Here is a 13,057-nt window from a genome sequence, read left to right on the forward strand (position 1 = left end):
GTTCAGATAAGACCAAAACACTTGTAGAGACGGCGATTTACCGCGTCTCTAAAACCCAAAATTTTTTACCAGTAGTCCTTAAATCAACCGTATTGTTGTATAATTGCATTTTTAAAAAACATATCAAACTTGGGCATTTTTTCCTACATAATTTATTTTTATTGATAGTTATTTAAGTGTCTAAATTAAAATTGTGGATTTTTTTTAAAGTTAGTTTATATATGCTACTGCTTCAAGTGCGAAATGTGGGTTATATGCAGTTTGCCTAATCTCTCTGTTGGGGGAAGAATTTAATATTAACGGTAACTTAATCTTATTTAAAATACACAATTTAGAGGTTTTTTCCTGTGGCTAAAAATGTATTCGATTTGCCAGCACCCTCAGCTAATTCTATTGTTGGACATCTATTTGAACTTGGACAAGACCCATTAGAATTTCTTACCCGTTGCCGTGACTATGGTGATATTGTTCCCTTACAGTTAGGGTTAACATCTAGTTGTTTAATAACTAATCCTGAATATATAGAAGAAGTTCTCAAAAATCGCAATGATTTTATTAAAAGCCGAGGCTTACGCGCCTTAAAAAGCTTATTAGGAGAAGGATTATTAAGCGCAGAAGGAGAATCATGGTTTTGGCAACGTCGCCTTGCTCAACCAGTATTTCACCAAAAACGCATTAATGCATATAGTGAAATAATGGTAGAGTACACCAACCGAATGCTTCAAAGTTGGCACGATGGTGAAAGTCATGACATTCACGAAGATATGATGCACCTGACACTTTTAATAGTTATGAAGTGCATATTTAGCGCTGATGTGGATACAGGAGAAGCAAAAGTTGTTGCTAATGCCTTAGATGTAGCAATGCAGTGGTTTGAAAGTAAGCGGCGGCAAAATTTTTTGGTGTGGGAGTGGTTTCCAAGACCTGAAAATGTCCGTTATCGTGATGCTATTGCCCAAATGAATGAAGCTATTTATAAGTTGATTCAAGAACGTCGCAATAGTAAAGAAAAAAAGAATGATTTGTTGACAATGTTAATGGAAGCAAAAGACGAAGAAACTCTTCAGCAGATGGATGATAAACTGCTGCGGGATGAAGTTGCTACTTTAATGTTGGCAGGACATGAAACAACTGCAAATACTTTATCCTGGACGTGGATGCTCTTGGCACAAAATCCTGAAGTGCGTAAAAAATTAGAATCAGAGCTAAATCAAGTCTTGCAAGGAAAGTTACCAACTCTCGAAGACCTTGGGCAATTAGTTTATACACAGCAAATTATTAAAGAATCAATGCGGTTATATCCTCCAGTACCTCTGATGGGGCGAGAAGCAGCAGTAGATACCCATATTGGTGATTATGAAATTCCCCAAGGTATAGCAATCATGATTAGCCAATGGGTAATGCACCGTCATCCAAAATATTTTGAGAATCCTGAAGTTTTTCAACCAGAAAGATGGACACAGGAGTTTGAAAAACAACTGCCTAAAGGAGTATATATTCCCTTTGGAGATGGGCCAAGGATTTGTATTGGTAAAGGTTTTGCTCAGATGGAAGCGGCTTTGTTATTGGCAACGATCGCTCAACGCTTCCAAATAGATTTAGTCCCAGGATACCCAATCGTACCACAGCCTTCAATTACCTTACGTCCAGTAAATGGGCTGAAGGTACAAGTGAAGCAGATTGCGTCAAATGCTTCTAAAGATGAGAAATATCAACAAGCATAAAATTCTGATTAGCAGTAGCGAAAAAGGTAGAAATAGTTAATTTCATCTTGTTTTTTAAAAGGTAAAACCACACACTTTAGGGGCAATTCATGAATTGTCCATACCAGAAAATCTTTTCGGCGATTGTTTGTGTAAGTCCTGAGATGAAGTCATCAAGGTGGATTAAAGTAAAAAATATTGCTTATCCATTAACTACCTTTTTCTATGACACTTTCCACAAATCATGTTTATCCAGTTATTTGGCACAACGATTCGGTGTCACTAATTGACCAAACGCGCTTACCCAACGAATATACATTTGTAGAAATCCACCGCAGTGAAGATATGGCGCGGGCGATTAAAACGATGATTGTGCGAGGTGCGCCGGCAATTGGTGTGGCTGCTGCTTATGGAATGTATCTTGGTGCAAGGGAAATTGAAACTAGCGATCGCCACGAATTTCTGCAAAACTTAGATAAAGTAGCTCAGTTGTTGCGTTCTACTCGTCCGACGGCGGTAAATTTATTTTGGGCAATTAGCCGGATGATGAAAACCGCCTACGAAACGCTGGGAACTGTAGAAGACATCAAGCAAATTCTTTTCCAAACAGCCCAAGCAATCAACAGTGAAGATTTGCAAACCTGTCAAGCGATCGGCGACAATGGTTTGGCAGTTTTACCCAATACTCCAGAAAAGCTGACGCTACTTACTCACTGCAACGCTGGGGCATTAGCTACGGCTGGTTATGGCACTGCTTTGGGTGTTGTGCGTTCGGCTTGGAGAGAAGGACGTTTAGAACGTTTATTTGCTGATGAAACTCGTCCGCGCTTGCAAGGTGCAAAACTCACTGCTTGGGAATGTGTGCAAGAAGGTATTCCGGTAACATTAATTACTGATAATATGGCAGCCCATTGCATGAAACAGGGTTTGATTCATGCTGTAGTTGTGGGTGCTGACCGAATTGCTGCTAATGGCGACACTGCTAATAAAATTGGTACTTATAGTGTTGCGATCGCAGCTAAAGCACATAATATCCCTTTCTTTGTGGCTGCACCCCTTTCTACCGTTGATTTTGAATTAGCCGATGGTAGCAAAATTCCCATTGAAGAACGCGATCCAACAGAAATATATCAAGTGGGAGATACTATTCTCACGCCTGAAGGTGTAGATTTTTACAACCCAGCTTTTGATGTGACTCCGGCTGAGTTGATTACAGCCATCATTACAGAGAATGGAGCGATCGCACCTGATAAATTAGCGAAATCACAGGTAAAGCAATTAGTGTAATTGAGTACAAAGAGGATAGGAGTTTTAAATGTTCATCGACACCACTCGCCAAATCGCCGAAACTCTATATTTTTCGTTGAGTGGTGTCGATTGCTTACTGGGTAAGGATTTAAGGTATGCGTGTTGTTCATCACACAACATATATAATGTTTTTTAGAGTGGTGTCGATTTGGTGTCTGAAAGCCTTATGGGGCAAAGGCTCCTAGACGAACTCCCTACCGATTGGGTTAAATCGGAATTAATGGAAACTTGCTACCTGCGTATGCAAGTGCAGCACACATTGCTACGCCCCTACCGATTGGGTTAAATCGGAATTAACGGAAACTTTATAGGGGATTGCCCCAAAAAAATCCCCGCTTTTTAGAAAAGCCGGGGATTTTGTTTTTTGTAACTACTTATCGCGTTAAAATCTGACGGTTCAAAATACACATCATTTATCAGTAATTGTTTCAAAAATTTTATCTAAACTTCATATTTTGACTAAATTCAATAAGCAAAATCCGCAAATAGTTACTCAAAAGAAGCTTTGACTTACTCAAACCCCAGTTTGCTTTCTCATTTTGGTGTTTTCCGCAAGTAAAAGAAGCTTTTGCTTACTCAAACTCCAGTTTGCTTTCTAATTTTGGTGTTTTCCGCAAGTAAAAGAAGCTTTGACTTACTCAAACTCCAGTTTGCTTTCTAATTTTGGTGTTTTCCGCAAGTAAAAGAAGCTTTTGCTTTCTCAAAAAGAGATTTCACTTACTCAAACCCCAGTTTGCTTTCTCATTTTGGTATTTTTTGCAAATCAAATGCCATTTCGCTTTTTTGAAACGGTTAATTTATCGAAGAATGTCTGAGAAGTATTAAATATTTGTTGATCCCCCCGAACTCCCTTAAAAAAGCGTGTATACACAAGTCAAATTACCCCCCTTAATCCCCCCTTATAAAGGGGGGAAACAAGAAATCCAGTTCCCTCCCCAATACATACCGGGGAGGGTTAGGGTGGGGTAATTCGACTTAACCCTAATAGAATTAACCAAAATGCTGAATAATTGCGTCGGCAAATTCAGAACATTTTAAAGGTTCAACAGGCGGTTCTAGCAACCGGGCTAAATCGTAAGTCACTTGACTATTTGCGATCGCATCGCTTAAACCTTTCTTAATTAGGTCTGCGGCTTCTTGCCAACCCATAAATTCCAGCATCATCACACCAGACAAAATCACTGAACCTGGATTAATCCGATCCAATCCGGCGTGTTTGGGTGCAGTACCGTGGGTAGCTTCAAATATGGCACTAGAATCACCAATATTTGCTCCTGGCCCCATTCCCAATCCTCCAACAATGGCGGCGGCGGCATCAGATAAATAATCGCCGTTTAAGTTCATTGTCGCCAAAATCGAATACTCATCCGGTCTGGTTTGGATTTGTTGAAAAATACTGTCAGCAATCCGGTCATTCACCAAAACTTTCTCTTTCCATTTGCCATCGCCGTGAGTTGCCCAAATTGCGTTAAGAACAGTTTCAACTTCCTTGACAATTTGCGCCTTCTTCTCTTCAGTGAGACTATCAAACCCAGGATCGATCTCGCGGGCGTTTTCTTCCAAGGAAATATTCGGATTTTTTTCCTTGTTACTTAAAATCCAAGATTCCCTTTCGGTGACAGTTTCTTGGCGAAATTCACTAGTTGCTAGTTCATAACCCCAATCGCGGAAAGCGCCTTCGGTGTACTTCATGATGTTGCCCTTATGCACCAAAGTCACTTGTTGCTTATTTTTTGGCAATAGCAAAGCATGTTTGATGGCACGTCTAACTAGGCGTTGGGAACCAGTTTTGCTGATGGGTTTGATGCCAATCCCAGAATCCAGAGGAATACGTTTTTTCCCATGTTCTGGAGTGGCGGGGATTAGTTCTTCATTGAGAATTTTAATTAAGCGATCGCCAATTTCGCTACCTTGTCGCCACTCAATGCCTAAATAAATATCTTCCGTATTCTCCCGATAAACAATTACATCCAGCTTTTCGGGATTTTTGTGAGGTGAAGGCGTACCTGCATAGTAACGGCAAGGACGCACGCAGGCATACAGGTCAAAAATTTGTCGTAATGCCACATTTAAAGAACGAATTCCTCCCCCAACAGGAGTAGTTAAAGGCCCTTTAATAGCGACACCATATTCTTCAATTGCCGTGAGAGTATCTTGAGGCAAATACTGATAAGTTCCGTATAAATCGCAAGCTTCGTCACCAGCGTAAACCTTGAACCAACTAATTTGACGCTGACCTTTATATGCTTTGGCTACCGCAGCATCGAGAACTTTTTGGGTAGCAGGCCAGATGTCGATACCTGTACCGTCACCGCGAATAAAGGGGATAATTGGATTGTCCGGTACGATTGGTTCACCATTTTTGAAGGTGATTTTTGCTCCGGCTGCGGGGGGGGTAATCTTTTCGTACATTGTTCACACACTCCTAATCGATACGCTGCTAGTCAAAAAATCCTTATGTGGCAGGCTTGTATATTGGGTACTGGGGATTGGGTATTGGGGATTAGGAAGAGACAACGAAGTGATTTTTTCAATAATTCACCCTTGTCCTCCATGTCCCCTTAGTCGTAGTACCCAGTCCCTAGTCCCCAGTCCCCAGTCCCTAGTCTCTAGTCTCTAGATTCTCCCCCTATTCTCCTTGTACATTATTTGGGGATTAAGTGTGGGATTGAGTGAAGCGATCGCAAATTTTGCTTTTTTCGTGAATGGCTACGCTTGCTAAACCACATACTGCACCTAAAAGCGTTTTTCTACGCTGCGCCAACAAGACGCTACACGAACACATTCATCCCATACCGTCAATGACAGTTAAGCGTGTCCTGAATTCAGTACAGGCTTAACCTTATGGGCTTTCTGCTTTAATAGTTGTAAACTACTTTTCGCTATCAATGCTTCACCTTGGAGGAGCTAGATAGCTTATCGCCCTTTCACTGACCGCTAAAACTAGAATGGCATGACAAACCCAATGATTTTATCAGATCCTGCTAATGACATCGACTCCCTCCGACGAACGTTAATCGCTGGGTCTGAAAAAGTCCAACAGCAGATAATCCCACAGTTAGCTGAGTTGGGTAATGAGGGATTAGACGTGTTGATGGAATTTTTACTGAAACGACGTGAAAACCCAGCGACTTGGATTGATGGTAAAGCTTACCAAGTCCTTTACAACTCTGATGCACCTCAAGCCAAAGAGTTTTTGCGCTCCTGTTTTCCTGTAGGAATTGTACCTCTAAAATCAGAGTGCGAGATTAACTACAATTCTTTGCAACAGCTACTTGCTGCTCAAGACTTCCAAGCAGCCGATCGCGTCACCATCGAAAAAATGTGTGAACTATCAGGGCCAACGGCTGTACAACGAAAATGGTTGTACTTTACTGAGGTAGAAAATATCTCATCTGTTGACTTGCAAACTATTAACAACCTCTGGTTAGTTCACTCCGAAGGTAAATTTGGCTTTTCAGTGCAGCGAGAAATCTGGTTGAGTTTGGGTAAAAATTGGGAAAATTTCTGGCCGAAAATTGGCTGGAAAGAAGGTAATAACTGGACGCGATACCCTAACAGTTTTACCTGGAATTTGAGTGCGCCTAGAGGTCATTTACCCCTTTCTAATCAACTGCGAGGGGTACGAGTCTTTGCTTCTTTACTCTCTCACCCTGCTTGGACAAAGAACTCAGAAAAATAATGATTTTGAGCTTACGGACAAATAGATTATGATCAATTCTACCAAGCGAGAATTCTACGTCATCATTGAACGGGATGAAGATGGTTACTATGTCGGAGAAGTCCCTCAGCTACAAGCCTGTTACAGTCAAGGAGAAACAATTGATGAGTTGATGGCTAACATGAAACAAGTAATTGAACTTTGTTTAGAAACAACAAATGATGAAGAAATACCAGAATTTATAGGTATTCAAAAGGTAGTGATTTAATAATTCCATGAAGTTTGAGTGGGACGAAAACAAAGCGGCAATAAATCTTTTAAAACATCAGGTTTCCTTTGAAGAAGCCAAGACTGTTTTCGACGATCCGCTCTATGTTGACTTCTATGATCCAGACCACTCTAATGATGAGGAGCATTACCTTATTATTGGAGAGTCAAATCGGGGACGTTTACTAATTACGTCATATACAGAGAGAGGAAATTCGATTCGTCTCATTAGTGCAAGAGAAGTAACACGATCCGAGCGAGAAGCATACAAAGAAGGGTAAGCCAGAAATGGAAGACGATCTGCGATCGGAGTATGACTTAAAGAGTTTAAGGGTCAGAAAGTTCGGCCCGGAACGAAAAAGCTTTGGGAAGACAACAATTCGTTTAGAACCTGATGTTGCAGAGGTTTTTCCCAATGCCGATGCTGTGAATGAGGCTCTAAGATTTTTGATTAGAGTTGTACACGACAATCAAGTTTCTGCACTTGCAAAGCAGCCTCACAGTTCCTCGGAGGGAGCGGATAAAACCTCCTAGTATTGAGTTGGAAGTACCGCAGATCCCAAACTGAAAATATCAAATCAGATAATGGCAAATGTTCGTCTAGAAGATATTAAGCGTAGGTTTAACAATGTCACCGCAATCGAGGATATTACCTTTGAAATTCCCGATGGTGAGTTTTGGGTTTTAGTCGGGCCATCGGGTTGTGGTAAATCGACAATTTTGCGAACGATCGCAGGTTTAGAAACTGCCACATCAGGTAAACTCTTTATTGGCGATCGCTTGGTAAATAATATCCCAGCCAGACAGCGAGATGTGGCGATGGTGTTCCAAAACTACGCTCTCTATCCTCACATGAGTGTGGCAGAAAACATCGGTTTTGGCTTGCAAATGCGGAAGGTTGACCGGAAAATCATTCAAGAACGAGTGATGAATGTAGCGCGATCGCTTTCTTTGGATCATCTGCTGGATCGTAAACCCAAACAACTTTCCGGAGGACAGCAACAACGGGTAGCATTAGGAAGAGCGATCGCTCGTAAACCACAAGTGTTTTTACTTGATGAACCTTTATCTAATTTAGATGCCCAATTACGCGACGATACAAGGGCGGAATTGAAACAGTTACATCAAGAATTAGGAATTACAACTATTTACGTCACCCACGATCAAGTTGAAGCGATGACTTTGGCTGATAAAATTGTCGTGCTAAATCGAGGACGGATTCAACAAATTGGCGATCCCCAAACTATTTATGCAAGTCCTGCTAATCAGATGGTGGCAAGTTTTTTAGGCAGTCCGCCAATGAATATCTTGCCTGCAATCTATCAAAATAACGGTTTTGATGTGAGTGGGCAATTATTAACGGTTTCAGCAGATGTGAAAGATAAATTACAGTTGCGTCAAGGGCACAGTTATGATTTGGGGATTCGTCCAGAGCATATTTTTATTAACGAACCGCCAAAAGGAAATGAGAATCAGCTGATTGTAGAGGTTAAGGTGGTAGAACCTTTGGGAAGGGAAACTTTGATTCGTGCTGGCTTACCTGGTTCGGCGGTGGTGTTGAATATTCAAGTGGGTGGGGATGTGCGTTTGCGTCCAGGCGATAGGCTTTCTCTACAACTTGATTTGCATCACTTGTTTGTATTTGATCCTAAAACTGGGGACAGAATTTTATAAATAGTTTCTTAAACTCCCAAAAATAATCACAATTAACAATTTTTTGTAGCCAAAATCTAAGAAAATAAAAACGGCAATAGAGACTTAATGGATTAGCTGCAAAAACTTATATGTCTATTAATCGACGCAATTTCTTGTTTTTACTTACATCCGGTGCAGGTGCTTTTGTATTAGATGCTTGTGCATTGGCAGAGAAATCTCCTGATGGAAACGCTGCAACTCCTGAATCAACACCAAACACAAAAGGGAATATAACACAAAATAAAAAAGGTGCTATCCAACTACCGCCTTTACCTTACGCATACGAAGCACTAGAACCACACATCGATGCTAAAACAATGCAATTCCACCATGATAAACATCACGCAACTTATGTAAAAAACCTAAATGCAGCGTTAGATAAACATCCAGAACTCAAAGGCAAAACTATTGAGGAACTGTTACAGAAACTCGATAGTGTACCACAAGATATTCGCAGAACAGTACGCAATAATGGTGGCGGTCATGTGAACCACTCAATGTTCTGGGAAATTATGAAGCCAAAAGGTGGAGGAGAACCAACAGGAAATATAGCCTCCGCAATTAATCAAAGTTTTGGCAGTTTTGCAGCGTTCAAAAAACAGTTTAACGAAGCTGGTGCTGGCCGTTTTGGTAGTGGTTGGGTTTGGTTAGTGCGTAATAAAGGTGGCAAATTGGAAGTGACAACCACAGCTAACCAAGATAGTCCCTTAAGTGCAGGTAAATATCCTATTTTGGGTAATGACGTATGGGAACATGCATATTATTTAAATTACCAGAATCGCCGCGCCGATTACTTAGATGCTTGGTGGAACGTCGTTAATTGGGATGAGATTAACAAGCGGTTTGCAACAGCAAGTAAATTAGCTTAAATATTGACACGGAAGAGATAGAAAAATTTATTTTTCGCACTGTCAAAGTAATTCGTAATTACAATTAACAAAAGTTTGTACCCTTTCTAATTATGAATTACGAATTACGAATTAGTTAAAGGGGCTTTTGAGTTGGTACACCAATAGCACGAGGAAACTCAATCGGTGTGATAGCTACCTTACGCAAATAGACACAATGCCGGATGCTGTGACTCAAGGGTGTTGTAAATTGTTCGATTGATTCAATAACGCCACCCAACTGTTTCACAGCATTCTGCAAAGATGTTGTTTCTTCGTCTGTCCAATTACCGCGATAAATTATGGCTAAACCTCCCTGTTTAAGCAGTGGTAGAGTATATTCTGCACAAACAGAGGCTGCACCTACAGCGCGGATCAATGCAATATCATAAACTAATCGATGCTGAGGATGCTGACCGATTTCTTCAGCCCTAGCAACAAGGGTTTTGGCATTAGTAAGGGCAAGTTCAGATAATAGATTGTCGAGAAAAGTAATTTTTTTTTGAGTGGAATCCAGAAGAGTAATTGTGCAATTAGGTACTGTTATTGCCACTGGAACACCTGGAAAACCTGCACCTGTACCAATATCAATGATAGTAGGGGAAGCCGGAGGTAAATTTCCTGATAACAGGGGTAGAATTCCTCGTAGAGAATCCCAGAGATGTTTTTCCCAAAACTCTTGGGGGTCAGTAATGCGAGTTAAATTTAGTTGGCGATTACCTTCTAGGATTAATTCATAAAGCCTTTGGAATTGTTCTTGCTGTTCGACAGTTGGTTGCCAATTTAGACTTTGCTGCCAGATTTCTGCCATCTCAGGCAATAAGTTTGTCATTTGTCATTTGTCATTTGTCATTTGTCATTTGGGATGGGGCATTGGGTATTCTTTTTTCTCCAGTCCCCAGTCCCCAGTCCCCTTTCATGCCGATGGTAGAGGTTCTTTGACTTTGGATTCTAATGTTTTTGGATCTACTGATTGTAGTTCACCGTGGTTGAGTGTCCAACAACGATCTGCGATCGCTAACAGATCCCCAGCATCGTGTGTGACTACCAACAACGTCCAATCTTGTTTTAGTTTCGCTAATAAACTTACCAGTTGTCGGCGCATTGACCAATCTAACCCAGCAGTTGGTTCATCCAATAACAGTAAATTTGGCTGGCGAATCAATTGCACTGCTAAAGCTAAACGCCTCTGTTGACCACCACTCAAAGCATGGGGAGCAGCAGAAAGCGATAAATGCTCTAATCCCACCTCAGTTAGGGCTTCTCTAACTCGTTCTGACCCTAACTCAGGATGTCCTAAACGCAATTCTTCTAAAATTGAACCACCGCAAAAGTGCCGTTCTGGAAACTGAAATACTAACCCAGCTAATTGTTGTAGCTGTTCGGCTATAAGTTCTTGTTCCCGCCAGAAGAGTGCCCCAGTAGTGGGTTCAGCTAGTCCCGATAAAATTTCTAGTAAGGTACTTTTTCCCGAACCACTGGGGCCAATAATCAGACCTAACTGCTGGGGTGCTAATTCCAAGTCGATCGATTTAAGAATCGCTGTTGGACACGCTGTGGGATGATAATTTACATTTCGGAGATAGAGCATTTGTTAAGATTACCAAAAAGTCAGCAAATTACTAATTAGCTACACTGAGAGTACCTGGAAAATTCTGAAAAAATTTATCATGCATTACCTGGATTAACAGCTTAATCTAGCAGCAAGAATCATCCAATTTTTCTCCATTGTGGCAGACTCATCCTGAAAACTTTGGCTATGACGAGCCTATAAATATGGAAAAATTACTAAAGTCAACCTTTATACAAGAAAATTTGGGTTGAGCTAGAGGCAAGTTAAAATTAACCATTTTTTACATTTTAAGTAACAAATACAACTATTTTATCCGCAATTATTCTGAGGTTTAAAATGACTAAAAGGTTTTCTTCGCCTCAATTAGTAGTGTCTAGGAGACTCACTACTCTTGCTCAGACTACTTTTGGTGCTGCGATCGCCTTTGGCGTTGCCCCTTGGGTAATCGCACTTAATCTATGGATAAACCCTTCACTAGCTGGCGATCCCTTTCGCAATAGCCAACCTCATCAAATTGGCGACCAAACAGAAGCAGCTTTTAAAGCGATTTTCCAGCAGGGTAACTATCCAGCAGCAGAGCGTTATCTAGAACAAGCAATATCCAAAGAGCCAAATGAACCTCTAGCTTATGCGATGAAAGCATCTTTGGCATACGGAAATAAGGATTGGTCTAAACTAGACACCTACAGTAAAAAAACTCTAGAAGCTGGACAAAAACTGGTTGCTAGCGATCCATTGCGTGGTAATTTATACACTGCTGTTGGTCATTTTTTAGAAGGAGCAGTAACTCTCACTCGTAAGGGTACTGTCAACGGTGTACCGGAAGCTTTTAGTCGGCTGCGGCAAGTTTATGAATATTTAGATAAAGCTGAAGTAATTTCTGCTAACGATCCAGAACTGAATTTAATTAAGGGTTATATGGATTTACTGTTAGCGGTTAATTTGCCTTTCGCTAGCCCAGATCAGGCAATTGGACGCTTAGAAAAAAATGCTGCTCCTGGGTATCTCGTGGATCGGGGTATTGCTCTTGCTTACCGGGATTTAAAACGGTATCCGCAGGCACTAGAATATGTGAATCGGGCGCTCAAAACCACATCTGATAATCCAGAAATTTATTATCTCAAAGCCCAAATCCTGAAAAACCTGGGACAAAAAGAAAAAAGCCAGCAGATGATCCGAGAAGCGATCGCAAATTTTGACAAAGCATTGACTAAAAAATCCCAACTCCCAAGCGATTTAGTCAAACAAATTGAACGCGAACGCAAAAATGCTGCTAGCCTAAATGATGCTGGGTAATTGGAAATTGGGAATTGGGAATTGGGAATTGGAAATTGGGAATTGGGCATGAAGAAGAGACAAGTCAGAGGGGGGAGACTTGGGAGAGACTTATTCAGTAATTTCCCCTTGTCCCCCTGCTCCCTGCTCCCCTGCTTCTTACCCATTCCCCATTCCCTACTTTGATATGCTTATTTGCAGAAGAGTAATTGAGATATTAGACCAAAATGGAGATTCAGTTCCGCGAAATTAATCCTTTTGATATGTGGATTTGGCTAAAATTCAGCACAAATCCTTCTGCCCGTGAAAAGCAGTATGTAGAAGAAGTTTTCAATTCCTGGTTTTATCTGGGTAAATTGGGCGCATTTAATGCAGAGAATCTCCAGGTGCAAGACACTGGACTCGATATCAGCTACATGAATTATGATGAACAAGGATATGACAAAAGCCTGTTAGCACTGATGCACAACATCGGTGAATTTGAATATGAGGGACAGTGGGGGCGTTGTTGGTTTGACTTAGGAACCAGTGATGCGATCGCTCTGGATATTTTAATCAACGCTCTCACCCAGCTAAGTCAAGAATATGTGACCATTGAAGAATTGTACATCGGTGGCGAAAATCCTGATTGGCCTATTGAGGATAGCGAAAGTCGTCCTCAGTCTATTTACGATAATTAGTTACAAAA

13 protein-coding genes are annotated in these 13,057 nt (G+C 41.0%); 10 read left to right on the forward strand and 3 right to left on the reverse strand.

Translation table 11 applies throughout. The annotated features are described in order from the left end of the window. Positions 1–347 precede the first annotated feature (347 nt). Together RMZ41_RS12750 and mtnA are read left to right on the forward strand one after the other, a co-directional pair. The gene (locus tag RMZ41_RS12750) at positions 348–1,724 is read left to right on the forward strand and encodes a cytochrome P450 (protein WP_322641907.1); all 1,377 of its coding nucleotides are present in this window, start codon (positions 348–350) and stop codon (positions 1,722–1,724) included. A 204-nt stretch (positions 1,725–1,928) separates the two neighbouring features. Beyond that, positions 1,929–2,990, forward strand: a complete 1,062-nt coding sequence (gene mtnA / locus RMZ41_RS12755) for an S-methyl-5-thioribose-1-phosphate isomerase (protein ID WP_322641906.1) — start codon at positions 1,929–1,931, stop codon at positions 2,988–2,990. Positions 2,991–4,001: 1,011 nt separating this feature from the next. Here the strand turns inward: mtnA and RMZ41_RS12760 are convergent. After that, positions 4,002–5,423: an NADP-dependent isocitrate dehydrogenase gene (locus tag RMZ41_RS12760; RefSeq protein ID WP_322641905.1), complete on the reverse strand. Its 1,422-nt coding sequence runs from the start codon at positions 5,421–5,423 to the stop codon at positions 4,002–4,004. A 541-nt stretch (positions 5,424–5,964) separates the two neighbouring features. On the opposite strand from RMZ41_RS12760, the gene RMZ41_RS12765 reads away from it, so the two are divergent. From RMZ41_RS12765 to RMZ41_RS12790, 6 genes are all read left to right on the forward strand, one after another. Next, positions 5,965–6,693, forward strand: coding sequence for a GUN4 domain-containing protein (locus tag RMZ41_RS12765; protein WP_322641904.1), 729 nt, complete (start codon positions 5,965–5,967; stop codon positions 6,691–6,693). 28 nt (positions 6,694–6,721) lie between these two features. After that, complete coding sequence (locus tag RMZ41_RS12770; protein WP_322641903.1) at positions 6,722–6,940, forward strand: type II toxin-antitoxin system HicB family antitoxin; 219 nt, start codon at positions 6,722–6,724, stop codon at positions 6,938–6,940. Between the two features lie 7 nt (positions 6,941–6,947). Then, entirely contained in the window at positions 6,948–7,220 is a 273-nt protein-coding gene (locus RMZ41_RS12775) for a BrnT family toxin (protein ID WP_322641902.1), read from the forward strand. 7 nt (positions 7,221–7,227) lie between these two features. Further along, positions 7,228–7,473, forward strand: coding sequence for a hypothetical protein (locus RMZ41_RS12780; RefSeq protein WP_322641901.1), 246 nt, complete (start codon positions 7,228–7,230; stop codon positions 7,471–7,473). A gap of 51 nt (positions 7,474–7,524) precedes the next feature. Further along, positions 7,525–8,613: an ABC transporter ATP-binding protein gene (locus RMZ41_RS12785; protein ID WP_322641900.1), complete on the forward strand. Its 1,089-nt coding sequence runs from the start codon at positions 7,525–7,527 to the stop codon at positions 8,611–8,613. A gap of 110 nt (positions 8,614–8,723) precedes the next feature. After that, a complete protein-coding gene (locus RMZ41_RS12790) occupies positions 8,724–9,503 on the forward strand; it encodes a superoxide dismutase (RefSeq protein WP_322641899.1) in 780 nt (259 codons plus the stop codon). A 115-nt stretch (positions 9,504–9,618) separates the two neighbouring features. Here the strand turns inward: RMZ41_RS12790 and rsmG are convergent, their stop codons facing one another. Continuing rightward, the gene (gene rsmG / locus RMZ41_RS12795) at positions 9,619–10,353 is read right to left on the reverse strand and encodes a 16S rRNA (guanine(527)-N(7))-methyltransferase RsmG (protein ID WP_322641898.1); all 735 of its coding nucleotides are present in this window, start codon (positions 10,351–10,353) and stop codon (positions 9,619–9,621) included. An 84-nt stretch (positions 10,354–10,437) separates the two neighbouring features. After that, a complete protein-coding gene (locus RMZ41_RS12800; protein WP_322641897.1) occupies positions 10,438–11,112 on the reverse strand; it encodes an energy-coupling factor ABC transporter ATP-binding protein in 675 nt (224 codons plus the stop codon). Positions 11,113–11,430: 318 nt separating this feature from the next. On the opposite strand from RMZ41_RS12800, the gene RMZ41_RS12805 reads away from it, so the two are divergent. Together RMZ41_RS12805 and RMZ41_RS12810 are read left to right on the forward strand one after the other, a co-directional pair. Next, positions 11,431–12,390 (forward strand): Sll0314/Alr1548 family TPR repeat-containing protein, encoded by a 960-nt coding sequence (locus RMZ41_RS12805; protein ID WP_322641896.1) that lies wholly within the window; start codon positions 11,431–11,433, stop codon positions 12,388–12,390. Between the two features lie 206 nt (positions 12,391–12,596). Beyond that, positions 12,597–13,049: a DUF3531 family protein gene (locus RMZ41_RS12810; RefSeq protein ID WP_069070833.1), complete on the forward strand. Its 453-nt coding sequence runs from the start codon at positions 12,597–12,599 to the stop codon at positions 13,047–13,049. Positions 13,050–13,057: the final 8 nt, after the last annotated feature.

Source organism: Nostoc sp. DedVER02 (assembly GCF_034530675.2).
Taxonomy (GTDB): Bacteria; Cyanobacteriota; Cyanobacteriia; order Cyanobacteriales; family Nostocaceae; genus Nostoc.